The 24,440-nt window shown below is 41.5% G+C and carries 29 protein-coding genes; 25 read left to right on the forward strand and 4 right to left on the reverse strand.

Annotation, left to right across the window (positions count from 1 at the left end; genetic code table 11):
* The first annotated feature begins 7 nt into the window (after positions 1–7).
* The 6 genes from MN086_RS01365 (at position 8) to MN086_RS01390 (ending at position 6,585) form a co-directional block, all read left to right on the forward strand.
* On the forward strand, positions 8–2,152 hold the full coding sequence (locus tag MN086_RS01365; RefSeq protein WP_248576272.1) for a transglycosylase domain-containing protein: 2,145 nt from the start codon (positions 8–10) through the stop codon (positions 2,150–2,152).
* Position 2,153: 1 nt separating this feature from the next.
* Positions 2,154–2,774, forward strand: a complete 621-nt coding sequence (locus MN086_RS01370) for a DsbA family protein (protein WP_248576273.1) — start codon at positions 2,154–2,156, stop codon at positions 2,772–2,774.
* Positions 2,767–4,074, forward strand: coding sequence for a sodium:proton antiporter (locus MN086_RS01375; RefSeq protein WP_248576274.1), 1,308 nt, complete (start codon positions 2,767–2,769; stop codon positions 4,072–4,074). The genes MN086_RS01370 and MN086_RS01375 overlap by 8 nt, the downstream gene beginning before the upstream one ends.
* An 86-nt stretch (positions 4,075–4,160) precedes the next feature.
* On the forward strand, positions 4,161–5,120 hold the full coding sequence (locus MN086_RS01380) for a DUF2167 domain-containing protein (RefSeq protein ID WP_248576275.1): 960 nt from the start codon (positions 4,161–4,163) through the stop codon (positions 5,118–5,120).
* Between the two features lie 91 nt (positions 5,121–5,211).
* On the forward strand, positions 5,212–5,886 hold the full coding sequence (locus tag MN086_RS01385) for a penicillin-insensitive murein endopeptidase (protein ID WP_248576276.1): 675 nt from the start codon (positions 5,212–5,214) through the stop codon (positions 5,884–5,886).
* Between the two features lie 45 nt (positions 5,887–5,931).
* Positions 5,932–6,585 carry a metal-dependent hydrolase gene (locus MN086_RS01390; RefSeq protein ID WP_248576277.1) on the forward strand — a complete coding sequence of 218 codons (654 nt, stop codon included), beginning with the start codon at positions 5,932–5,934 and terminating at the stop codon, positions 6,583–6,585.
* A gap of 195 nt (positions 6,586–6,780) precedes the next feature.
* Here MN086_RS01390 and glnA read toward each other — a convergent pair whose 3' ends face one another.
* Together glnA and MN086_RS01400 are read right to left on the reverse strand one after the other, a co-directional pair.
* On the reverse strand, positions 6,781–8,208 hold the full coding sequence (gene glnA / locus MN086_RS01395; protein ID WP_248576278.1) for a type I glutamate--ammonia ligase: 1,428 nt from the start codon (positions 8,206–8,208) through the stop codon (positions 6,781–6,783).
* Positions 8,209–8,280: 72 nt separating this feature from the next.
* A complete protein-coding gene (locus MN086_RS01400) occupies positions 8,281–9,060 on the reverse strand; it encodes a histidinol-phosphatase (protein WP_248576279.1) in 780 nt (259 codons plus the stop codon).
* A gap of 79 nt (positions 9,061–9,139) precedes the next feature.
* Between MN086_RS01400 and MN086_RS01405 the strand changes: the two genes are divergently transcribed.
* The 18 genes from MN086_RS01405 (at position 9,140) to MN086_RS01490 (ending at position 22,663) form a co-directional block, all read left to right on the forward strand.
* Entirely contained in the window at positions 9,140–10,501 is a 1,362-nt protein-coding gene (locus MN086_RS01405) for a peptidase U32 family protein (protein WP_248576280.1), read from the forward strand.
* On the forward strand, positions 10,498–10,992 hold the full coding sequence (purE, locus tag MN086_RS01410; protein WP_248576281.1) for a 5-(carboxyamino)imidazole ribonucleotide mutase: 495 nt from the start codon (positions 10,498–10,500) through the stop codon (positions 10,990–10,992). The genes MN086_RS01405 and purE (MN086_RS01410) overlap by 4 nt, the downstream gene beginning before the upstream one ends.
* A 24-nt stretch (positions 10,993–11,016) precedes the next feature.
* A complete protein-coding gene (gene glyQ / locus MN086_RS01415; RefSeq protein ID WP_248576282.1) occupies positions 11,017–11,910 on the forward strand; it encodes a glycine--tRNA ligase subunit alpha in 894 nt (297 codons plus the stop codon).
* Positions 11,911–11,913: 3 nt separating this feature from the next.
* Positions 11,914–13,074, forward strand: coding sequence for a 5-(carboxyamino)imidazole ribonucleotide synthase (locus tag MN086_RS01420; RefSeq protein ID WP_248576283.1), 1,161 nt, complete (start codon positions 11,914–11,916; stop codon positions 13,072–13,074).
* A complete protein-coding gene (gene purE, locus MN086_RS01425) occupies positions 13,062–13,562 on the forward strand; it encodes a 5-(carboxyamino)imidazole ribonucleotide mutase (protein ID WP_248576284.1) in 501 nt (166 codons plus the stop codon). The genes MN086_RS01420 and purE (MN086_RS01425) overlap by 13 nt, the downstream gene beginning before the upstream one ends.
* Before the next feature lies 1 nt (position 13,563).
* A complete protein-coding gene (locus MN086_RS01430; RefSeq protein WP_248576285.1) occupies positions 13,564–14,292 on the forward strand; it encodes a Nif3-like dinuclear metal center hexameric protein in 729 nt (242 codons plus the stop codon).
* 61 nt (positions 14,293–14,353) lie between these two features.
* Complete coding sequence (locus MN086_RS01435) at positions 14,354–15,073, forward strand: zinc ribbon domain-containing protein (RefSeq protein ID WP_248576286.1); 720 nt, start codon at positions 14,354–14,356, stop codon at positions 15,071–15,073.
* Between the two features lie 10 nt (positions 15,074–15,083).
* Positions 15,084–16,253: a lipid IV(A) 3-deoxy-D-manno-octulosonic acid transferase gene (waaA, locus tag MN086_RS01440; RefSeq protein ID WP_248576287.1), complete on the forward strand. Its 1,170-nt coding sequence runs from the start codon at positions 15,084–15,086 to the stop codon at positions 16,251–16,253.
* On the forward strand, positions 16,243–16,536 hold the full coding sequence (locus MN086_RS01445) for a DUF167 domain-containing protein (protein ID WP_248576288.1): 294 nt from the start codon (positions 16,243–16,245) through the stop codon (positions 16,534–16,536). The genes waaA and MN086_RS01445 overlap by 11 nt, the downstream gene beginning before the upstream one ends.
* Positions 16,523–17,260: an RluA family pseudouridine synthase gene (locus MN086_RS01450; protein WP_248576289.1), complete on the forward strand. Its 738-nt coding sequence runs from the start codon at positions 16,523–16,525 to the stop codon at positions 17,258–17,260. The genes MN086_RS01445 and MN086_RS01450 overlap by 14 nt, the downstream gene beginning before the upstream one ends.
* 57 nt (positions 17,261–17,317) lie before the next feature.
* A complete protein-coding gene (gene ffh / locus MN086_RS01455) occupies positions 17,318–18,673 on the forward strand; it encodes a signal recognition particle protein (protein ID WP_248576290.1) in 1,356 nt (451 codons plus the stop codon).
* Positions 18,674–18,905: 232 nt separating this feature from the next.
* Positions 18,906–19,136 carry a 30S ribosomal protein S16 gene (gene rpsP / locus MN086_RS01460; RefSeq protein WP_248576291.1) on the forward strand — a complete coding sequence of 77 codons (231 nt, stop codon included), beginning with the start codon at positions 18,906–18,908 and terminating at the stop codon, positions 19,134–19,136.
* Positions 19,137–19,141: 5 nt separating this feature from the next.
* On the forward strand, positions 19,142–19,384 hold the full coding sequence (locus MN086_RS01465; RefSeq protein WP_248576292.1) for a KH domain-containing protein: 243 nt from the start codon (positions 19,142–19,144) through the stop codon (positions 19,382–19,384).
* Positions 19,385–19,390: 6 nt separating this feature from the next.
* Positions 19,391–19,918: a ribosome maturation factor RimM gene (gene rimM, locus MN086_RS01470; RefSeq protein WP_248576293.1), complete on the forward strand. Its 528-nt coding sequence runs from the start codon at positions 19,391–19,393 to the stop codon at positions 19,916–19,918.
* Between the two features lie 4 nt (positions 19,919–19,922).
* A complete protein-coding gene (gene trmD / locus MN086_RS01475) occupies positions 19,923–20,618 on the forward strand; it encodes a tRNA (guanosine(37)-N1)-methyltransferase TrmD (protein ID WP_248576294.1) in 696 nt (231 codons plus the stop codon).
* Positions 20,608–20,967 carry a 50S ribosomal protein L19 gene (rplS, locus tag MN086_RS01480; protein WP_223899170.1) on the forward strand — a complete coding sequence of 120 codons (360 nt, stop codon included), beginning with the start codon at positions 20,608–20,610 and terminating at the stop codon, positions 20,965–20,967. The genes trmD and rplS overlap by 11 nt, the downstream gene beginning before the upstream one ends.
* A gap of 201 nt (positions 20,968–21,168) precedes the next feature.
* Positions 21,169–21,732, forward strand: coding sequence for a hypothetical protein (locus tag MN086_RS01485; protein ID WP_248576295.1), 564 nt, complete (start codon positions 21,169–21,171; stop codon positions 21,730–21,732).
* 7 nt (positions 21,733–21,739) lie between these two features.
* Positions 21,740–22,663, forward strand: a complete 924-nt coding sequence (locus MN086_RS01490; protein WP_248576296.1) for a hypothetical protein — start codon at positions 21,740–21,742, stop codon at positions 22,661–22,663.
* On the opposite strand, the gene MN086_RS01495 is transcribed toward MN086_RS01490, so the two are convergent.
* Positions 22,664–23,149, reverse strand: a complete 486-nt coding sequence (locus MN086_RS01495) for a HugZ family protein (RefSeq protein ID WP_248576297.1) — start codon at positions 23,147–23,149, stop codon at positions 22,664–22,666.
* Positions 23,150–23,156: 7 nt separating this feature from the next.
* Positions 23,157–23,618 (reverse strand): SsrA-binding protein SmpB, encoded by a 462-nt coding sequence (gene smpB, locus MN086_RS01500; RefSeq protein WP_008245476.1) that lies wholly within the window; start codon positions 23,616–23,618, stop codon positions 23,157–23,159.
* A 61-nt stretch (positions 23,619–23,679) separates the two neighbouring features.
* On the opposite strand from smpB, the gene truC reads away from it, so the two are divergent.
* A complete protein-coding gene (gene truC / locus MN086_RS01505) occupies positions 23,680–24,426 on the forward strand; it encodes a tRNA pseudouridine(65) synthase TruC (protein WP_248576298.1) in 747 nt (248 codons plus the stop codon).
* The last annotated feature ends 14 nt before the right edge of the window (positions 24,427–24,440 follow it).

A 24,440-nucleotide genomic window follows, 5' to 3' on the forward strand; every position in this document is an offset into this window, starting at 1 on the left:
GGTCTGTGTGTTCAACAGTTTAGTAAAAGGTTCAATTATCTTAGCCATGCTATTTGGCGTGGCATTGACTGCAGCGTTTATCTATGCTTATGAAGAGATATCTTTGGATGCAGATAAGCTCATCAATTATAAACCGGAAACCTCTTCCATCATCTATGACAGAAACGGTGAAAAACTTGCCTATGTCTTTAAAGATCAACACCGTCTTTATGCGACCTATGATGAAATTCCAGGGATTCTTGTCGAAGGGCTTGTTGCGATGGAAGATACGCAGTTCTTTGAACACAACGGGGTGAACCCTGATGCGATCCTCAGGGCAGTAGTGAAAGATATACAGGCAGGTGCGTTTGTTGAGGGTGGAAGTACACTGACCCAACAGCTCATCAAAAATAAAATACTCTCTAACGAAAAGAAACTTGCACGTAAGATCAAAGAGGCTATCTTGGCACTGAAGATCGAGCACGAGTTAAGTAAAGAAGATATCATTGAGCGATACCTTAATGAGATATCTTACGGAAATAACTACTTTGGTGTCAAAACCGCTGCAAACGGGTACTTTCATAAAGAGCTTCATGAGTTGACGCTCAAAGAAGCGGCCATTTTGGTAGGTTTGCCCAATGCACCGAGTTATTATAACCCCCTGAAGCATTATAAACGTGCGTTGGATCGTGCCAATAATGTACTCTACCGTATGAAAAGCATAGGGTGGATCACGAAAAGTGATTACCTTAAAGCGGTGAAAGAATCCCCTGTAGTACATAAAACCTCTTTAACCCAGAATATCGCACCCGGTATCGTAGATGAAGTACTGAGACGGTTTAAAGGGAAATTGGGTGACATACGTACAGGCGGGTATGAGATCTATACGACGGTCGATATGAAACAGCAGGCCATTGCAAAAGAGGCGGTTGATTTTGCCTACAAAAAAGCACTCAAAAAATATAAGGAGAAAGCAGAAACCTCTACACTGAATACGGCATTTGTAGCGGTAGAGAGTAAAACAGGTGATATCTTGGCAATGGTAGGCGGGGCAGATTATGAAAGGTCTGCGTATAACCGTGTGACACAGTCAAAGCGTCAGCCTGGATCTGCCTTCAAACCGTTTATCTACCAAACAGCCTTGGATATGGGGTACAATCCCGCAAGTCCCTTGACAGACCTGGCAAGAACTTTCCAGTATTACTATCAGGGAAAACCTAAGATCTGGGCACCTAAAAATTATGAACATGACTTTAAAGGATTTATCCCTTTCAGAGAAGCTCTGGTACATTCACGTAACCTTGCGACCATTAACCTGGTAGCGGATCTGGGAGTGAGTACGATCCGTAAAAGGTTGGCATTTTTGGATGTACCGCATATCCCTAGAGATATGTCCATAGCCTTGGGTAACCTTGGGTTAAGTCCATTGAAAATGGCGCAGATATTTTCCGTATTTGCGAATGAAGGCCATATGATAGAGCCAAGACTTGTAAGCAAGATCATCTCCAAAGAGGGAGCTGTGATCTATGAAACACGTCCTAAAGAGATAGAAGATTTTACTACACCAGAACAGGCATACTTGATGACCGATGTCCTGATGGATGTGGTAAAGAGAGGTACGGGTAGAAATGCAAGAGTAGACGGTATCGAACTTGCAGGGAAAACGGGTACGACCAATGACAATATCGATGCATGGTTCTGCGGATACTCTCCAACCATTGAAACCATTGTCTGGTTCGGTAGAGATGACAATAGTCGCATAGGACGCGGAGCGACAGGAGGAGCACTGGCTGCACCTGCATTTTCTTTTTACTATAAGAAACTGTTAGAGTTGTATCCGGAGACGAAACGGACCTTTGATATCCCGGAGGGTGTATTTAGAGGTGAGTATCAGGGCAAGGCAGAACTTTACACACAAAATTCTCCGCTGCCTGACAGCCATAAAAGAAGGGTACAAAACTATGATGGATATGATCAACTTTTAGCAGAAGAGATAGAGATCACAGAAGATAACAATCCTGATGAGGGAGAGATAGGCATGGCCCCTATGATCAATATCGATGAAGACCCGGTTTCTCAAGAAGAAATCGTTGAAGAAGAGGATGATCCTTTGCATCCTAAACGAAAAGTGCCTTTAACGCCTGTTTCCAACGACAGCGGTACCTTGTTCTAGCATGCAAAAAGAGCTGATCTTGGTACTTGATCCCATGTGTTCATGGTGCTGGGGATTTGCACCTGTGATAGAAGAACTGCGTAATTTTTTTCATGAAAAGTATGCGTTCTCACTGGTTTTGGGCGGTTTACGTACCAAAGGTGAAATGCCTTGGGATGAGCGTTCAAAAGTGTACCTAAAAGAACACTGGAAACAGGTGACACAAAGAACAGGACAGGTTTTTTCAGAGGATTTATTTGAAAAAGAGTTTTTTGACTACGATACCTATCCTGCATGCAAAGCAGTCATAACCGTCAGAGAACTTTTTGGGATGCAGAGTGCTTTTGACTATCTGCATACGATACAAGAGGCATTTTATACCAGAAGCGAAGATATTACAAAGCGAGAGAATTTAACCCGTTTACTGCATAGGTCGGAGTCAGATCAAAGCGCATTCAGTACATTCTTTGAAAGTGACAGAGCAGAGCTTCTGATGGAACATGATTTTGCAAAAGCACGTTCGATGGGAGCCAATGCATTTCCTTCGGTGGTCGTGATAGACGAGGAGGGACATATGGTATGTCAAAAAGGCTATAGAAGTTTACAAGAGATGATAACATTATTGGAGGATTTATATGCATAGTTTCGCACCGGGGATCATACTCATCACTATATTGGGACTGGTCGTTTTTTCAGATGCTTTGGCAAACAGGTTGAAAATACCCTCAGTATTTTTACTGCTGATAGGTTCATACACGATCTACACCTATGTCCCTGTGGCAGTACCCATAGACCTTCCACACTATTTTGATACGATCATTTTGTTCTGTATCCCGCTTATCTTTATGGGAGATGCATTACATCTGCATTTTAGAGACATTAAAAAACACGGCTGGAGTATCTTCTACTTGGCTGTGGTCGCAGTGGCCCTCTCTATCACAGCGGGTGCAAGTATGTACTACTTTGGGATCTTTGAGGGGCTTACGCTGGGTGCCTATGTTTCGCTCTTTGCGATCAATATGGCTACCGATGCAGTGAGTGTACAGTCGGTACTTTCCCGTTTTAAAGGTATCGGGCATGATATCAAAGTGTTGATCGAGGGTGAATCTCTGGGTAATGATGCCACTGCGGTTATCGCCTTTTTCTTCATAGGACTGCCATGGATGATGAGCGGTAAAATAGATGCCGCAGAAGCCACCATGGATGCACTCCGTGTGTTTGCAGTGAGTATGGGGATCGGGATAGGATTTGGATACCTCTTCTACATGATGATGAAGCTGATCGAGGATAAGCGCGGAGAGCTTTTTGTTTTTATCATCGAAGCCTATCTTTCCTATGTAGTAGCGGAACACTTTCATGTCAGTGGTATTTTGACCTTGATCACGGCGATCATCGCCACTAAGGCTTGGATCGATATGGATATGAAGATGCTGGATGAAGAGGAAGCCAAAAAGAGCAAAACATTCTTACAGAAGCTTCGTCTGCATGGTATCGACTCGACCACTTCCGAGCGTATGGAGTATATCTATGAGATGGCTAAAGAGTTTGGGTATATAGCGGCAGTCATGATCTTCTTTGTTTTGGCTGAGATGGTAAGTCTGGAGAAGATCTGGGAGTATAAAGTAGAGATATTCGCCATGTTCATCATTACGACATTGATCCGTGCGGTTTCTATGGCGAAATTCGCTTTTTGGGGCAGCAAGCTCGAACAGATCAAACCGGTGGGATTTGAGGGCTGGTTCATACTGACCTTCTCGGGAATGAAAGGGGCTCTTTCTATCATACTTGTACATATGATCCCTGAATCATTTGAGTATAAAGAACTTTTTGAAGTGGTGACCACAGGCGTGGTGATGCTCTCTATCTTTATCTATGGGACGACACTTTGGGCATATTTTACTTTCTTTAGGAAAGAGGAAGAGAAAAAGCTCTTTACGCACTAGATAGCATCAAGGTTAAGATTTAGTTAAGCTTTTATATATTCAAATACTATATAATAATCTATATTTATATAAAAAGGGGAGTATAGATGAAGTATTTTGGAGTAATTTTTACGTTAATGATGTTGTTTTCAAACCAACTGATGGCAGAAAATGAGGAAAATTTAACAGCCGAACAAGCGCAATATATTGCAGAAGCTAACAAAATTTTGGATTCATTGAATCCTCAACATGGAGAAATAAAACTGCCTAATGGAGTGGCTACACTTCATGTGCCTGAAAATTTTTATTATCTGAGCCCTGAAGATACAGAAACTGTATTGGTCAAAATATGGGGGAACCCTCCGGGAGGAGAAAAAACACTGGGTATGCTTTTCCCTACTGGGGTAACACCGTATGACAATACTGCCTGGGGTGTCACAGTCGAATATGTGGAGGATGGTTATGTCTCCGATGAAGATGCTGATAAGATAAACTATAATGAGCTTCTATCTGATATGAAACAGAGTACTGCTAATGCAAGTGCAGAACGGGTGAAACAAGGGTATGATGCTATTAGTTTGATCGGATGGGCTGCCAAACCCTATTATGATAAAAAAACACATAAACTACACTGGGCAAAAGAGATTAAATTTGGAACACAAGAGATCAATACACTCAATTACAATATTCGGGTATTAGGACGAAAAGGAGTTTTGGTTTTAAACTTTATTGCAGGTATGGACCAGTTGGATATGATAAATTCCGAAATTGATACGGTCTTGAAAATAGCAGACTTCAATGAAGGTTCACGCTACGCGGATTTCAATCCTGATATTGATACGGTTGCAGCTTATGGGATCGGTGCATTGGTTGCCGGTAAGGTTGCCGCAAAGGTTGGTATACTCGCAACGGTATTACTATTTTTGAAAAAGGTATGGATCTTCCTGCTTATCGGTGCCGGTGCGTTTGTGAAGAAACTCTTCGGACGTGAGAAAAAAGATGAAATTGCAGAAGAAACTGTAGTAAATGAGCATATAGAGAAAGATGATACAGAGATAAAACAATAAAAAGACGTAATAGATAGATTACCGATAGGCAGAGATTATCTTCTTAAAATCTTTGTTTTAAATTTTAAAATAAAAGAACCAGAAGGTGAGAATGAAATATGTAGTATTTATAATTTTGTTTTGTAATACATCACTGTTAGCTTTAGAAAGTACATGCTACGGTAGTACGTCACACGGTAGATTGGAAAATGGCGTTCAGCTTTCTAGCCAAGGGAATAACTATGTAAGTTACAGTAAAACAGCTGAACTCCTGGGCAGGACATATGTGCATTCAAAAGTAAAAGAGATTATAGAAGACTCATATAAATCATTAGAAACCGAAATGCCCCAAAAGGTTTATAAATACGCAGAAACAGGCTTCAAAAAAGGTGGAAAATTTAGTCCCCATAAAACACATAGAAATGGCCTGTCTGTAGACTTTATGGTTCCCGTTGTCAATAGCAGTGGAGAGTCAATACATTTACCCACACATTTATTTAATAAGTTTGGATACGATATAGAATTTGACAAAAAAGGTCACTATGAAGGGTATACTATTGATTATGAAGCCATGGCGGCACATATTGTCAGCTTGCATAAAAAAGCAAAAGTTAAAGGTGCAAAAATATGGAGAGTTATATTTGATCCACAGTTGCAGCCCTATCTTCTAAAAACAAAATATGGAACATATTTGAGAAAACATATTCATTTTTCCAAGAAAAAGTCGTGGGTAAGACATGATGAACATTATCATGTTGATTTTATAGTGAAGTGTCTTAAGTATTGATCGATATAGAAATAAATAGCATAGTAAAGTAAGAAGGAGGAAGAGGTGTTCATCGGCCACTACGCAACATGTCTCGCGTTGAAAAAAGTTGAGAAGAAAGCATCATTGGGTATGTTATTCCTATCGGTTCAACTAGTCGACATCCTTTTCTTTCCATTCGTACTTCTAGGAATAGAAAAAATTAATATCATCGAAAACTTTACTGAATCAACTCATTTTGAGTTAGAATATATGCCATACACACACAGTCTGCTTGCATCTATCCTGTTAGCGGGATTTGTTTATATTGTATTTCGAATGGTTCCCCCGAGAAATAAGTCAGTCGCATTGGTCATGGGAATTGCTGTACTGTCGCACTGGTTTTTTGATCTTATCGTGCATACACCGGATTTACCACTTTGGAGCAATACATCCACCAAACTTGGTTTTGGGCTATGGAACAATGCAATTGCAACCTATACACTTGAAGCCGTACTCCTGGTTGGTGGACTGTGGCTCTATTTAAGTGCGACAACTTCGAAGTCATCCATAGGAAAATATGGCATGGGTATATTCGTAATTCTTCTTCTTTTGGTGAATGCCGTCAATATATTTGGACCACCTTTTGGAAACACTAAAACATCTCTGGCGATATCAGCACTTTTAATGTACTTCCTTTTTGCCGGATTAGCTCATTGGCTTGATAAAAAACGTTCATGATTGAGAGAACGAATCTGTCATATGACAATGTTTCACCATAGAGCACTAAAAAACCTTATAAAATGTCATCGAGGTTATTTTAATAATAAAAACTCTAAAAAAAATATAAACGCAAAAAGGTTTAAACAATGAATTGTGTGGATAGATTTTAAAGAAAAAAGAAGTACTTTCGGGCGGAAGGCCCGAAAGGAATAATTAGCAAGAGTAAGTTGTGATGAATTCGAATGCTGTTGGTCTACCTTCATCTGGCCAGATTTGTCTTTCAAACTGGTAGTGTTGGTATGCATCGATGAAGTCTTGCGTAAATACTGGTTTCAAGAAGTCATTATCTGCAATAAGACCTTCAATTGCTTCTCTTAGTGTGTGAGGCATTTGAGGGATGTTTTTCTCTCTGATCTCATCAAGGCTGAGTTCGAAAAGGTCTTCGTCCATTGGTCCAACCATTTCATAACCACCATGTTTGATACCATCAATTCCAGCCATCATCAATGCTGAGAATGCTAGGTATGGACATGCAGTTGAGTCCGGGAATCTTGTTTCGATTCTAGTTGCCGCTTCACCTGCACCATAAGGGATACGACAAGCTGCCGATCTGTTCTGGCTTGAATATGTCAAGATAGATGGCGCTTCAAACCCTGGAAGCAATCTTTTGTAAGAGTTTGTACTCGCATTGGTAAATGCAGAGACTGCTGCAGAGTGTTTAAAGATACCGCTTAGGTAGTCAAGCGCTGTTTTACTTAGGTTTGCGTACGCACCATCTTTGTAGAAGAGGTTTTTCCCATCTTTCCAGATAGATTGGTGTACGTGCATACCGTTACCGTTATCACCGTAGAGTGGTTTTGGCATGAATGTTGCTGTTTTACCGTTAAGGTGTGCTACCATTTTAACGACATATTTGTACTTTTGAACGTTATCTGCAGCTTCGATCAATGTACCGAACTTGATACCGATCTCCCCTTGACCTTGTGCCACTTCATGGTGACCAAGCACAACTTCTAGACCTACTTCTTCAAGAAGTAACATCATTTCAGCTCTTAGGTCAACCATTGAGTCTGTAGGCATTACAGGGAAGTATCCACCTTTTGTTCCAGGTCTGTGACCCATGTTACCAACGTCATAGTTCGTATCACTGCTCCATTCACCCTCTTCTGTATCTACTCTAAAGTATGCACTGTTCACATCATCTCTGAATTTTACATCATCAAAAATGAAGAATTCATTTTCAGGACCAAAGTATGCAACATCACCGATATTTGCTTCTGCAAGATATTCAAGTGATTTTTTAGCGATCGATCTAGGACATTTTTCATACATTTGGCCTTTGTAGATGTCATAAACATCACAGATCACGATAATAGTACTGTCAGCAGTGAACGGATCAAGGAATGCAGTCTCTACATCCGGCTTGAGAAGCATATCAGATTTGTTGATCGGCTGCCACGCTTCAATAGAAGAACCATCAAACGGAATAGCCTCTAGCATCCCAGTTGTTACAGCACTCATTCTGTAACTGATGTGGTGCCAAGCACCTTTAATGTCTGTAAATCTAAAGTCTACAAACTCTACCTCATTCTCTTCGCAATATTTATAAAACTCATCAATGTTGTTCACAAATTTACCCATGTAACTACTCCTAAATTAAAAATATATGTTGTATTGTATCCATAAATCACTTACTTACATCCGTATTTGTGATTAAAATTTAACCAATTGTCGATCTCGGCCTTCAAAAGTAGCAGCTTTTGTGTATCCGACCTCTTTTGTCTGTGCCGTTGCAATGTCATACCCGAACCCTATCTGGTCTACCGAATGGGCATCCGAAGAGAAGGTAATAGGGATATCAAGTGCATACGCCTCTTCTAGCAATGCACGTGACGGGTAGAGTTCACCTACAGGTTTGCGAAGACCGGCGGTGTTGACTTCCAGGACCATATTGGATCTTTTAATGGCGTGAAGGGCATCTTTTGCCAGGAGTCTTACATCTTTTTTAGGCATGAACTTAAATACTTTGATAAGATCAAGGTGTCCGGCAATGTCAAATTTCCCGGATTTTGCCATCGCTTCGGTGGCTTCAAAATAGGCTTGCCATATCTCATCTATATCTTTGTTCTTCCATCCGGCGATGAATTCAGGGTTGTCAAAACTCCATTTGTCTATAAAGTGAACGGAGCCTATCAGGTAGTCTACCTTTGCATGTAAAACACGATCGTCCATGTGTCCTGGAAGGTAATCCACCTCATAGCCGAATAGGATATTGATATCCTTTTTGTAGCGTTCTTTAGCCCCTAAAATATCATCGGTATAGGCTTGCATCTCTTCAAATGCAAGACGGTAGTGGGGATCAAAATCCATGGGTGCATGTTCAGAAAACCCATAAATATCTATGCCCAGTTCTATGGCTTTTTGGATGTACTCATCCACCGTACCTTCAGCATGGTTACAACGTGTTGTGTGATTATGTATATCTATTCTCATGGGGTGATTTTAGCATAAAAACTGTTTTTTACCACTAATAGGATAAAATAAGAACCAAATAAATTCTATTAGGCAAAAGATGACAGATCAAAATAAAGTTGAACTTTTAGCACCGGCAGGTAACTTGGAGAAGTTGAAGATCGCTCTGAACTATGGGGCAGATGCCGTATATGGGGGTACCAGTACCTTTTCACTGCGTATTCGTTCAGGCAAAGAGTTCGATATGGAATCCTATGCTGAAGGAATAGCCTATGCCCATGCCCGTGGCAAAAAAGTCTACTCTACCGTAAACTCATTTCCTTTTAATTCACAAATGAAACTTTATGAAAACCACATTGCTAAGATCGCTGAACTGAAACCCGATGCACTGATCGTCTCGAGCCCCGGAGTGGTAAAGATCGCCAATCGTATTGCACCGGACATTCCTATCCACCTCTCTACACAGGCCAATGTAATGAATGCCATGGATGCAGAGGTCTATTATGACCTTGGGGTCAAGCGTATCATCGTAGCGCGTGAAATCAGCCTGAAAGATTGTGAAGCCATTAAACACCATCTGCCTGATCTTGAATTAGAGATATTCGTACATGGTTCGATGTGTTTTGCCTACTCTGGACGCTGTCTCATCTCTTCACTCCAAACGGGCCGTGTACCCAACCGTGGATCGTGTGCCAATGACTGCCGTTTCCCATATGAGGTCTACGCACACAACCCTGAGTCAGGAACTACATTCAGACTGGATGAAGAAGAGGGGATCGGTACCTATATCATGAATGCAAAAGATATGAATATGGCATCACATATCGATGAGATACTCAAATCAGGTGTCATAGATTCACTGAAGATAGAAGGGCGTACCAAGTCTCCTTACTATGCGGCTGTGGTCACCAAAGCCTATCGTCATGCGATCGATGATTTTTATGCCAATGATTTTGATGCGGCGCGCTATCAGGCTGAACTTAACACCACACAGAACCGCGGGTTTACAGATGCCTATCTGCTCTCACGGCCTTTTGATAGAAGTGAGACAGAGTCGAACGAGTTTTCAATACAGTACGGTACCCACCAGGTAGCCGGGCTTGTCCTGGAAGATGGTTTGACATGGAAATGTAAAGACAAAACGTGTGTGGGTGACAGTGTAGAGATCGTCCTACCTCTGGATGCAACGGTTGAACTGGTAGACAATGAGATAGGTAAGATAGAAGAGATAGAAGGGAAGTATTGGCTGACATTCAAAAAGATGCTCTCCGAGTCAGGCAAGGAGTTTGAGTGTATTCACTCCGGGGACTTGAACAATATTCTTTTACCTACGAAACTGCCGGGGTATACTATATTAAGACGTGAGATCGCGGAAGCATTGGAGAACAAGGGCTTGACGGAGAGCTCAACACCTATGAAGCAGGAACAAGCAGTCAAACCAACAAGTAAGGATATAAAATGAAATTTGTATCGATCGTAATGGAAAGTAAAAGTGACTACAGTGTGATGTCTGAATGTTCAGAGACACTGAAAAAATTCGGTGTACCGTATGAGCTCGTCATCTCTTCAGCGCACAGAAGCCTTGAGAGAACGATGCAGTATGTCAAAGAATCAGAAGCCAAAGGTGCACAGGTCTACATAGCAGCATCGGGTATGGCAGCACATCTTGCTGGTGCGTTAGCGGCTGCAACGAGTAAGCCAGTACTTGGTGTACCTATGGAAAGTGGTGCACTGAAGGGTGAAGATGCACTGCTTTCTACAGTCATGATGACAGCAGGTATGCCGGTAGGTACACTTGCCATAGGTAAATCAGGTGCGGTCAATGCTGCGTATTTGGCTATACAGATCATGGCCCTGCAAGATGATGAGCTTAGGGTAAAACTGCAAGAAGATCGTATAAGCAAAGCAAAGAAAGTAGAACTTGATTCTTCAGAGATTGAAACAATACTGTAAAATTAAAACTAGGTAGAAATATAGATGAACAACAACGCCATTACATTTAGCGAACTCCTCCTCAAATTACAACAATTCTGGGCAGAACAGGGGTGTAATATCGTACAGCCTTATGACATTCCTTCAGGTGCAGGTACATTCCACCCTGCGACACTGCTTAGAAGCCTGGACTCTCAGCCTTGGTCAGCTGCGTATGTAGCGCCTTCACGCCGTCCGACAGATGGACGTTATGGGGAAAATCCTAACCGTCTTGGTGCTTATTATCAGTTTCAAACACTGATCAAGCCCAGCCCTGACAATATTCAAGAGCTTTATTTGAAGTCTCTGGAATACCTGGGATTGAACTTGAAAGAACATGATATCCGTTTTGTAGAAGACAACTGGGAGTCTCCGACTTTAGGTGCCTGGGGTCTTGGTTGGGAAGTGTGGCTTGATGGTATGGAAGTCACACAGTTTACCTACTTTCAGCAGGTTGGTGGTATCGCGTGCGATCCTGTAGCGGTAGAGATCACGTATGGAACAGAGAGACTTGCGATGTATCTGCAAGGGGTGGACTCAGTCTATGATCTGGTTTGGAACCGTATGGGGGAGAGTGTCACGACGTATGGTGATGTACATAAAGAGACAGAGTATGAGTTTTCCACGTATCACTTTGAAGTCGCTAATGTAGAGAAGCTCTTCCAGCATTTTGAGGATGCTTCCAATGAATGTGAAGTATGTCTTGAGGCAGGTTTGCCTCTACCGGCGTATGATCAATGTATGATCGCGTCTCATGCTTTTAATGTGCTGGATGCAAGAAAAGCGATCTCCCAGGCGCAGAGACAGAACTATATTTTAAAAGTGAGAGAACTCTCCATAGGGTGTGCAAAGCTTTATAAAGCGCAAGAACAAGAACGTAATGCACGTGTGAGAGGCTAAGTTTTGATTGAAAAACTGGTAACTTCAAGTTTAAAAATGGGAGTCATTGCCGGCGGTCAGCTTGGCAAGATGTTGATTCAAGAGGCTAGCAAATGGGATATCTCCACCTATGTACTTGACCCGGATGAAGGGTGTTCTGCGCGTAATGTGGCCTCTGTTTACGTGAAAGGTGATTTTAACGACTTTGAAACGGTCTATGCATTCGGAAAGCGCGTAGATATTTTGACCTTTGAACTTGAAAATGTCAATATCGAAGCCTTACAAAAGCTTAAATCCGAGGGATTGAAGATCGTTCCGGACCCTGATATTCTGGCACTTATTCAGGATAAAGGACTCCAAAAAGAGTTCTATGCAAAGCACGCACTGCCGACCTCTTCTTTTATATGCTGTGAAAATGCAGAAGAGATAGCAGAAGCGATTCAGGCAAAAAAACTTGCCTATCCTTTTGTGCAGAAGTTACGTAAAGGTGGATACGACGGACGTGGTGTATCACTGATCCATAGTAGTGAAAAAACACTTTTAGAAGGTACTTCTGTTATAGAAAAAAAAGTGGATATAGATAAAGAGATCGCTGTGATCGCTGCAAGAAACAGTGCAGGAGAAGTACGTTGTTTCCCTGCGGTGGAGATGACATTCAACGATGAGACAAACTTAGTTGAAGAGATCTTCTGTCCTGCAGATATTACGCAAGAAGAGGCACAAACAGCAGAGACATTGGCGATAGAGATCATTGAAAAGTTAGATATGGTCGGATTGTTGGCGATCGAGTTCTTTATAGACAAACAAGGTCAGATACTCATCAATGAAGTAGCGCCGCGTCCGCATAACAGCGGGCACCATACGATAGACAGTGTGGTCACCTCTCAATTGGAACAGCTGCTACGTGCCATACTTGATCTTCCTTTGGGAAGTACGAAGTTAACCAGTGCGTCAGTGATGCTGAACCTGTTGGGAGAACCGGGGTTTGATGGGCCGGTCTATTATGAAGGTTTTAGTGAGTCTCTGGCTATCGATGGGGTCAAGGTCCATCTTTATGGTAAAAAAAATACAAGACCTTCCAGAAAGATGGGACATGTCACGGTCTTGGCAGATACAGTTGAAAATGCATTTAAAAAAGCAGATCAAGTGAAAAATATACTAAAGGTGAAATCATGGAAAAAGTAGTGGTGAGTATTGTTATGGGATCAGATTCTGATCTTCCTGTTATGCAAGAGGCTGCCAAGATGTTGGAGCAGTTCAATGTAGGGTATGAACTGGACATCGTTTCGGCACACAGAACACCTGAAAAACTTTTTGAGTTTTCTGCCAATGCACATAAGCGTGGTATTCAGGTTATCATTGCCGGAGCGGGAGGTGCTGCACACTTGCCGGGTATGATAGCTTCCATGTCCCCGCTGCCGGTCATAGGGGTGCCTGTAAAATCAAGCAACTCTATTGATGGATGGGATTCAGTCCTCTCTATACTGCAAATGCCTGGAGGTGTACCTGTGGCTACAGTGGCACTCAACGGTGCCAAAAATGCAGGGATACTCGCAGCGCAGATCGTCTCTACTGCATGTGAAGAGACCAGAGAAGAGATCATCGCCTATAAACAAGGTCTTGCAGAGCAAGTGATGGAGAAGTCAAAAAGAGTACAGTCTCAGAGAGTTTAGCATGAAACTGCAAGAGATATATGACCATTTAGATCAAATTAGCCCCTTTGAACTTCAAGAAAAGTGGGATAACTCCGGACTGATACTTGGTGATATGTCCAGAGAAGTATCACAGATCGTCGTGGCACTGGACATGGATGAAGAGATGATAGAGCGTGCAGAGCCCAATACACTTTTTGTTGTACATCATCCGCTTATTTTTGGTAAGATGACACAGCTTGATTTTGCAAAGTACCCTTCGAACCTTATCGAAAAGATGATACTGAAGAATCACTCTTTGATCGCAATGCATACCAATTTTGATCAGACACATTTGAACCAATATGTGTTTGAAAAGATATTAGGGTTTCAAGTAGCGTCACAAGATCCTTTTGTGTGTATGGCAAAAGGAGAGTGGCACTATAAAGAGCTTTTGACCCTGTTAAAAGAGAAACTGGGCTTGCCTACGCTCAAGGTCATAGGCAAAAAAGAGAAGGTCAGATCTATCGCTTTGACCACAGGTGCAGGGGCTTCACTGATGGATGAGGTTGAGGCTGACTGTTTTTTGACCGGAGATATAAAATATCATGATGCGATGAAAGCCATGAGTGAAGATTTGATGATGGTAGACATCGGACACTATGAGAGTGAAAAGTTTTTTGCAGAGATCATGCTGGATGAGTTGAAAGTTTTACCTCTTTTAGCTATAATTTCAAATTCAAAAAACCCATTTCATATTGAAACAATATAAAGTATGGGGAGAACCTCTCAAAATAATCATTGAGAACCCTTAAACGCCAAAAGGACAGAGATTGAACAAACATCTAAAAGAGCTCATTGAGCTTTCAAAAATTGACAAGGCTATAGACAGTTATACTCCGCAGCTTGAAGCAGCAAATAAAAAAGTTGCAAAAGTAGAAAAGAAGATCAATGCCGCACAGGCAGAACTTGATACTTTAAATGCAAGTATCGTTGAAAATGATGCAAAAGTAAAAACATTTGAAGAGCAGCTCGCAATGCTGAATGAGCAATTGGCTTCAAATGCTAAAAAATCTAAAGAGATCTCTACAGAAAAAGAGATGAAAGCACTCTCTTTGGAAGAAGATATCGCTAAAGAGAAGATGACTTTTGCCAATGAAGAGATCGAAAGACTTCAAAAGATCAATGAAACGACAGCACTGCTTGTAGAAGAAGCGAAGGCAAAAGTAGAAGCGTTGAGTGCAGAAGCAGCATCGGTCAATGAAGTGGTATCTGCAGAAAAAGCAGAGATCGAAAAAAACAAGGGTGAACTTTTTGTTGAAAGAGAAAAACTCAGTAGAGATATTGAACAGAAAGTACTTGCATTCTATGAGAAGATCCGTATTTGGGCAGGCAATACAGCAGTGGTCCCTGTGAAGAAACAAGCATGTTACGGATGTTACATGAAGCTCAATGACAAAACCTATTCAGACGTGATCAAAGCAGAGGAGATCTGTAATTGTCCTCACTGTGGTAGAATTCTCTATATAGAGAGTGTTACGGAAGAAGCATAAGCGATGTACTATGGAGAAACTTTTCTTTTTTCTCTATAGTCTTCTCACTTTTTCCCTTTATCTTATTGCTCTTCCTTTTTTAGTCTTATTCTCTTTTAAAACCAAATATAAAGATTCGCTGCCTGCAAGATTTTTCTTATGGCACAACAAGCCTTTAAAGCCTGATGGGATCTGGTTCCACTCTTGTAGTTTTGGAGAAGCAAAAGCCATCAAATCTTTGGTGGAGAGACTGCCGCAAGAGAGCATGCGGATGAGTACCACAACACACACGGGTTTTAATGTGATAGAGGGGTACACGAAAGAGAGCAGATATCTGCCTTTTGAACCTTTGCTTTTGGGCTGGCTGAAACCGCAGAAGGCATTGGTGGTGATGGAGGCGGAGTTTTGGTATCTGCTTTTTGCATTGGCACAGAGCAGAGGGGCTAAAACCTTGCTGATCAATGCACGTATGAGTGACAGGTCTTTCCCCAGGTATGAAAAGATAGGGTGGCTCTACAGAGAGATCTTTAAGCACATAGATGAAGTCTATGCACAAACAGCCAAAGACAAAGAGCGCTTAGAGTCTCTAGGTGCACAAAATGTTGTGGTGACGGGTAATATCAAGTTGGCACATTTACCCGGGGTCACCAAGGAGATCAAAAAACCTTCCTCTTTGGTTGTCTGTGGAGCGAGCACACACGAGGGAGAAGAGGCCCTGATCCTGGATGCCTTTGCAGCGCTTAAGAAGGAAGATCCTGAAGCTGTGCTGCTTTTAGTACCGCGCCATCCGGAACGTTTTGACAAAGTGGCTAAAATGATGGAAGCGTTTGCTGAAAGATATCAGCTTACGGCACAACGTTATTCACAAAATGAAGTGTTGAGCTCTGATATGATCCTGGTCGATGTTCTGGGTGAATTGGTCAACATGTATGCCATCAGTGATATTGTGATACTTGGCGGTGCATTTGAACCTATAGGGGGTCACAATGCGGCAGAAGCAGCACAGTTCGGATGCAAGATCATCTCCGGGAAGCACTACTTCAACCAAAAAGATATTTTTGATGCTATTGAAGGTATTGCAGTCGTAGAGGCATCCAATCTTTCTAGAAGATTGCTGCAGCATGGATTGCTTAAACCCACAAAGATAAAGAACAAGAGTGACATCACAGGTATCATAGAGAGCTTAGAGCGTGTTTTATAACATAGAAGATGCAACCGTCAGTTTACGGATCAAAGCACAGCCCAATGCGAGTAAAAACGAGTTTTGCGAAGTGTATGATAACGATGCCATCAAGATACGCATTAAAGCACCGGCAGTAGAAGGTGCGGCAAACAAAGAGTTAGTAAAATTTCTTGCAAAAAGTTTTAAGGTTTCAAAAAGTGATATACTTTTTAAAACGGGGCAACATAGCAAGATCAAAATAGTGGCATTTCCACTGAATGATAAATTTAAAGATTGGATAGAAGAAAATGGCTACAGATAAAGCATATAAAGTCCTTGCAATGGCAAAGGGCATTTCAAACAACAAAGCAAAAGAACTGATAGACAGGGGACTGGTCTATGTGGAAGATAAAAAAGTGAAGATCGCCAGAGCAGAGATACGCACGGATACGAACTTTCGTATAGAGTATCCTGAAGATATAGAGATTCTCTATGAAGATGAAGATATCATTGCGGTCAACAAACCTGCCCAGGTAGACAGTTATGAGATCCAGGATTCCATAGCGGGCGCGGAACTGCTGCACAGGCTTGACCGGGATACATCGGGTGTACTGCTCTTAGGAAAGAACAGGGAGTTTATAGAGCGTGCCATTAAAGAGTTCAAGAACCGTAAAGTAGAAAAACATTATGTGGCATGGGTAGAAGGTGTACTGTATGAAAAGGTGGATATAGACGAACCTATCTTTACGGTGAAAAAAGGGAAAGCCTTCTCTATGATAGACCCGGTACGAGGCAAAAAAGCACATACCGTGGTCAAACCTGAAGAGATACAGGGGAAAAAGTCCAAAGTCCATATAGAGATCACGACAGGAAGAACGCACCAGATCCGTGTACATCTTGCACATATAGGGCATCCTATCGTAGGTGACGAACAGTACGGGAGCCGTACACAGTCAAAACGTATCCTTCTGCACTCTGCCAAAATGAAATTACTGGACTATGAGTTCAATGCAGCAGAGCCCAAAGACATCGCGAGATATAAGTAAATCTTAGATAAAATCGCAACATTATATAGAGAAAATAGAGAAGAAATAAGGTAAGAAATGTTTGATACTTTAACTGATAGTTTTAAAAATGCCATAGGCAAAATTCGTTTTCATGATGATGAAAAAGCACTTAAAAAAGCAACTACGGAACTGAAGAAATCACTTTTAAAAGCAGATGTGCACCATAAAGTAGTGAAAGATCTCATTTCAAGTGTAGAGGTTGAGACCAAGCAAAACGGTGTAGGTAAAGACAACTTCCTCAAAGCACTGCAAACCAAACTTACTGATATCTTAACGATAGAAGGTGCACCTAAAGGTTTCACTTTCGCCTCTAAACCGCCAACAGTCGTACTGATGATAGGTCTACAGGGATCCGGTAAAACAACGACAACGGGTAAATTGGCCTATTTCCTAAAAGAACAGAAAAAGAAGAAGGTCATGGTTATCGCAGCCGACCTTCAGAGACTTGCAGCGGTAGAACAGCTCAGACAGATCACTTCACAGATAGAAGTGGAACTGGTAGCTGATGAGAGTGCTACACCTGTAGAGATAGTCAAGCAGGGGCTTGCAAAGGCAGAGAAAGAGCTTTATGATGTGGTACTTATAGATACTGCAGGACGTTTGGCTATCGATGAAGAACTGATGGATGAGCTTGCAGAGGTGAAGAAGGTGGCAGAGCCGGATGAACTCTTCTATGTAGCGGATGCAATGACAGGTCAGGATGCAGTCAGAACAGCACAAACGTTTAAAGAGAAGATAGGTATCACCGGTGTGGTACTTTCCAAGTTTGATGGTGACTCCAAAGGTGGTGTGGCACTCGGGCTTACACAACAGGTAGGTGCCCCGCTCCGTTTCATTGGTGCAGGTGAAAAGATGCCCGATCTTGAGCAGTTCATCTCAGACAGGATCGTAAGCCGTCTGATGGGTGCAGGAGATGTGGAATCACTGGCAGAAAAAGCAGCAGCCGCCATAGACCCGAAAGAGGCAAAAAAATTCACACAGAAGATCAAAAAAGGCCATTTCAATTTCAATGATTTCCTGGCACAGATGGAACAGATGAAGAAACTTGGAAGCATGAAGTCCATCATGGGAATGATCCCTGGTATGGGGAATATGGCAAAACAGATAGGTGATATGGACCTGGAAAACTCTGATGAGATCAAAATGATCAAAGCGATGGTCTCGTCTATGACACCCAAAGAGAGAGAAGATCCGGATCTTCTTACCAACACGCGCAAGAGACGTTTGGCAGCAGGTGCCGGACTGGATCAGGTACAGGTGAACCGTGTGCTGAAGCAGTTTAAAAATGCTGCAAAGATGGCGAAGAAGCTATCAGGAAAAGGCGGAATGAAACAGATGCAGGACATGATGGCAAAAATGCAGGGCGGCGGTTTTCCTGGCGGACCACGCTAAGATATACCGGCTTCTGTATGAAGCAACTACAACGACTCCTCTATACGCGAGAAGACTATACCATTTAATAAAATATTTATAATTTTTATGGTAGAATCGCGTTCCAAAAGAATTTATGAAGTGTTGATGAGTGTTTTAGTCATTAAAAAACAGTTGTCAGTACTTGTAACGAGAATGCATACCTTTTCCTCGAGATAGGCATTACAACAAATGAAAAAACAAAGGATACAATATGACAATGATCAGAATGACAAGAATGGGTAGAAAGAAAAAGCCATTTTACAGAATCGTAGTAACAGATAGCAGAAAAAGAAGAGATGGTGGTTGGATCGAATCAATCGGTCACTATAACCCGGTAAGTGCAAACAAAGATCTTACACTTGACGAAGAGAGATTGAACTACTGGTTAAGTGTTGGTGCACAAATGAGCCCGACAGTAAAAAGACTAGCAGGTAAAAAATAGTCTGAATGGTTAAAGACTTCCTACTCTCCTATGCCAAACTTTTGGTAAACAACCCTGAAGATATCTCTATAGAGATCTCAGAGGTTGATGAGGGGTTTGATGAGATCACCATCTTTGCGAACAGTGAAGATATAGGTAAACTTATCGGTAAAGAGGGAAGAATGATCAACTCTATTAAAACAGTCATCTCCGGCTGTAAAGCAAAAGGCGGTAAAAACTACCGCGTTAACGTAAAAGCTTCAAAGTAACAATCCATGTCCAATGACAACTTTTTTATCGCTCAAATAGGGCGGACCATAGGACTTTGGGGTGACCTCAAATTTCATCTTCATACAGATTTCCCAGAACAGTTTAAAGTCGGACAGACTTATAAAAGTGATCGTGGAGAGCTTACCATCGCCGATATCAATCATAAACGCGGTACGATCCGTTTCAGAGGCTATGAAAGTGTCGATAGTGCAAAAAAGCTCACCAATGCAAAACTCTATGCCAATGAAGCACAAACAAAAGAGAATTGTGAACTGGATGAGGGGCAGTACTTTTGGTTTGATGTGATCGGCTGCAGCGTCAAACAGGATGATGAAGTTTTAGGTGTGGTAGAGGATATACAGCGTATGGCAGAGACAGACTACCTGGCTGTGAAAACAGATGCCGTTTTGGTTGAGGCAGGTTTATCTAAACAGTTCCTGCTCCCTTACATCGAACGTTACATACTCAAAGTTGATACAGAAGAGAAAGTTGTCTATACGAAAGATGCGAAAGACATTTTAGAGGCTAGCTAGTACTATGCATTTCTCTTTTGTCACACTTTTCCCGGAGCTTATCAAAGGGTATTTCTCTGAAAGTATCTTAAAGCGTGCCATCGAAGATGAAAAGATCTCTATCGATTTTTACAATCCGCGTGATTTTACTACAGATAAACACAAACGTGTAGATGCCCCGATGATAGGTGGGGGTGCAGGTATGCTGATGACTCCACAACCTTTGATGGATACGCTTAAAAAGATCAGAGAAACCTCTGAAAAAGCACATATCGTGTTTGTCTCCCCTGTGGCAAAACCATTCACACAAAACGATGCAAGACGTTTAGCGAAAAAAGAGCATGTGGTACTGGTGAGCGGGCGGTATGAAGGGATCGATGAAAGGGTGATAGAAGCCCAGGCAGATGAACTCTTTTCAATAGGAGACTTTATATTGACCGGCGGAGAGTTGGCAAGTATGGTGGTCTGTGATGCGATTAGCCGTAATGTTGAAGGGGTCTTAGGTAACAGTGACTCTTTAAGTGTAGAGAGCTTTGAAGCATCACTTTTAGAAGCCCCTTCTTTTACGAAACCCAAGAATTATGAAAACAATGAAGTAGTTTCAGAATTCCTAAAGGGTAATCATAGTAAAATCACGGACTTAAAAAGAGGGCTTGCTTTGTGTAAAACAAAGTATTTTAGGCCAGACTTATACAAAAAAGGTATAACACATGAGAAATAAATACATTGAAAGCTTCGAGCAAGCACAAGTTGAAAACAGAAATATCCCAGAATTCAGAGCGGGTGATACAGTAAGAGTAGCCGTAAGAATTAAAGAGGGTGAAAAGACAAGAGTTCAGAACTATGAAGGTCTTTGTATCGCGATCAGAGGTCAAGGAACTGGTAGAACGTTCAACGTAAGAAAAATGGGTGCTAACTCTGTTGGTGTTGAGAGAATCTTCCCAATTTACTCAGACTCTATCGAAAGTATTGAAGTACTTAGAAGAGGTAGAGTAAGAAGAGCTAAATTGTTCTATCTTAGAGAGCTTAAAGGTAAAGCAGCAAGAATCAAAGAACTTAGAAGAAAGTAATCTTTCTTCCTGCTTCACAGCATTTTCGGCTAAATGGACTTTGCTCCGTTTGGTCACTTACTATCAGAAAGCTTCCGCACTACACAAAATCCATTTAACCAAAACTACAGCAAATCAAAAACAAATCTTAACTTTCTTATTCAAATACAAAAATTATTTTTAATCGCTATAATATTTAAAATCTATTTAGGGATACTCTGAATGTTATCATCCATCAAACACAAAGTTATTTTACTTCTACAGCTTTTACTTGTCCTCACCTATATTATCTTTGAAGAGTTGATCTGGGAAGGAATTGCAAAGCCTATCTATGAAGCGATTCATGCACTAAAAATTCTTCAGAAGATCGAAGCCAAACTAGAGAGAGTAAACCCTTCTGCAATTCTTGCTATCTTTGTTGTTTTACTTACTATAGTGGAAGCATTCGGTGTTTATGCGGGAATGTTATTTGTAAGCGGACAGATGGTTTTAGGTCTGGTGCTGTATATTTCCAAGATCCCCATAGCGGCATTTACTTTTTGGCTCTTTAGAGTGACAGAAGAGAAATTGATGCAGTTTGGATGGTTTAAATGGTTGTATGAGTGGATCATGAGAGCGATCGACTGGATCAAGTCTAGTGAAATACATCGCAGAACTATGGAATATCTGCTTCAGGTCAAGATACGTATCAAAGCGTTAAAAGAAAAATATTTTTCAGGTGAAAGTCCTTTTATAGAGAAAATGAAACAGCTTTACAAGAGACTCAAAGTACTACTGAGAACATAGACCGAATATGAGAAAACGGCTTCTTTTCTGGGTACTCCCCTTATCTATTGTCTGCATCATTCTACTATTCAGTATAGAGGAGAGTCGTACCTTTGTCATAGCGTTATTTTTGAGAATCATATTGTTTGTAAAGAAAAATTTTATTGCTTTGTTGGCTGCATTTTTTCTTGTCAAGGGAAAGTTCATCCTGAAACTGTTTCTGAAAAAGATAGCCATACTTTCCGCTACCGGTTTAGGCAAACGCTATGTGGTAGAAAAAGTGATCATGGGGAATGTCAAAATACATTTTTTGGATCATATTTCCGGTGATATCAAGAGGTTGATGAGACATGCAAAAAAGAATTTCAAGAACTTTCCTTTAGTGAAAAAAATGATGACCATTTTTGCTTTTCTTGGCTCTTTGGGAGTTATCGCCAAGTTCATGGGTGTGATGCTGGCTGTAAAAGTTTTTTTAGCCAAAGTATGGAGCTTTTTGCTGGCGATATTGCTTAAATGGGGTACAGCAATCACCTATTTTTTTACAGATTACTTATGGGGAAGCTGGCTGGCTCCCATTGTTGAAGTTGTCATCTTTACATGGCTGCTGTCATGGATGGAAAAGGTACCGTTTTTGGCCAGGGGTTTACGTAGGGTCTATACATTTTTCATTTTTTTATTCGGCTGGATGGAATCTTATATTGAAAAGATATTTCGTATCCCCGTGAAAGGTTTTTTTAAATGGTTGGTGAAAAAGATACAAGCGTATATAGATCATTTTATAGGGGCTGAACATCTATCTTTGTGGAGAAGGGTGAAACGAAAGAGAACACTGAACCCCAATAGACATACCAAACTTCTAGATAAACGCCAAAAAAGAGTAGAGCATCAAAAAGAGAGAAGTTATCTTTCGCCTCGAGAAATGTTATTACAAAAGAGAAAGTATCAAAAATAGCTATCGTTTGTGACCGTTCTCTCCGCTCCTTGTTACAAGTTCATTCATCTTCTCTCCGCCTATATGATAGGCTTCTCCGAAGCCAAAGGTCGCTTCTCCGTAAAGGGGCTTGAGTGCATAAAGGTTAAAGTCCTTCAACCCCATGAGCATGGTCACTAAAGGGGCATCGAACTTATGTTGGAATTGTTTCATTACCGTTTGAAATCTCTCTTCATCCTTAGAGACAGAAGTGACATCACATTGTAAAGATATGCGCTTTCTTGCAAAGATATTTTCACTCTTGCTCTCATCTTCAATAAAGAGTGTGGAAGCACGGGGTGTTGTCTGTATATTTTTTGTATGTGTAGCCATATCTGAGATGAAGATATAGAGTAGTTCCCCATCATAGTAAAAAGGTGCATAAGAGGAGAAAGGGTAGCCGTTGCTGCCGAGTGTTCCAAGAACCACACTCTGATATCCAGCCAACAATTCTTCAAGTCTTTTCATGCCGGGGTCAGTAACTCCTGTTTTTCATCGCCTGCTGGGCTTCACGTTTGAGTGTTTTCTCTTTCATGTCGGCACGTTTATCATGAAGTTTTTTACCTTTGGCTATGGCGATGCTCACTTTGGCTATGTTGCGCTCATTGAAATAGATCATCAGCGGTACGATGGTCAGGCCGTCTTTATGTACTTTCACATAGAGTTTTTCCAACTCTTTTTTATGTAAAAGCAGTTTTCTTGGTGCACGCGTATCCGGCGTAAAATATTTGCTCGCTGTTTCAAGATGGGCGATGTGGGCATTCATAAGATGAAGTTCACCCTGGATGAATCGGCAAAAGGCATCCGCGAGGTTCGCACGTTTGGCACGCAGCGCTTTGACTTCAGCCCCTGAGAGTACTATCCCCGCTTCAAACTTTTCAAGTATCTCATAATCGTGACGGGCTTTTTTGTTTTGTGCTATGATGTTGATAGCCAAATCGGTCCTTTATGTAGAGGGTTCTATCTATATTTTGTAGAATTATATCATATAATGCAGCATGGATAAAACGGAAACACACCCCTTGGAAATTCTTTATCAGGATGCGTACCTTGTAGCGATCAATAAACCATCAGGTCTGCTTGTGCACAAGTCACCCATAGACAAACATGAAACAGAGTTCGCACTGCAACTGGTACGTGACCAGATAGGAGAGTATGTCTATCCTATCCACCGTTTGGACAAACCGACCTCGGGGGTCTTGCTTTTTGCATTGAATGCCCAAGTGGCCAAGACAATGTCCCTTCTTTTTCGTTCTTCCCAAGTCCACAAAGAGTACATGGCCGTCGTACGCGGTTTTACCGAAGATGCATCACTGATAGACCATCCGCTCAAACAGATGTTAGATACCAAGGAGCAGAAGAAACAGGGGATTACCAAAGAAGTACAAGAAGCACAAACCGCGTATGAACGTTTGGCAACGGTGGAGTTGCCCTTTCCCGTAAGCCGTTATCCTGTTGCCCGTTACTCTTTGGTAAAACTTTTTCCAAAAACTGGAAGGAAACATCAACTCAGACGACATATGAAACATATATTTCATCCCATTATTGGAGATACAAAACATGGAAGAGGCGAGCACAATACACTTTTCCGTGAAAAATATGTATGCCATAGGCTTCTGTTGCATTCAAATAGGATCTCTTTTATCCATCCTGTACATCAGGAAAAAATAGTCATAGAGGCGACATTGGATGATACTTGGCAGAGAATTTTCAAAGAATTTGGATGGGAACAGGTTGAGTATTAGGGTCTATTATACCT

This window comes from Sulfurovum sp. XGS-02, assembly GCF_023213175.1.
Lineage (GTDB): Bacteria > Campylobacterota > Campylobacteria > Campylobacterales > Sulfurovaceae > Sulfurovum.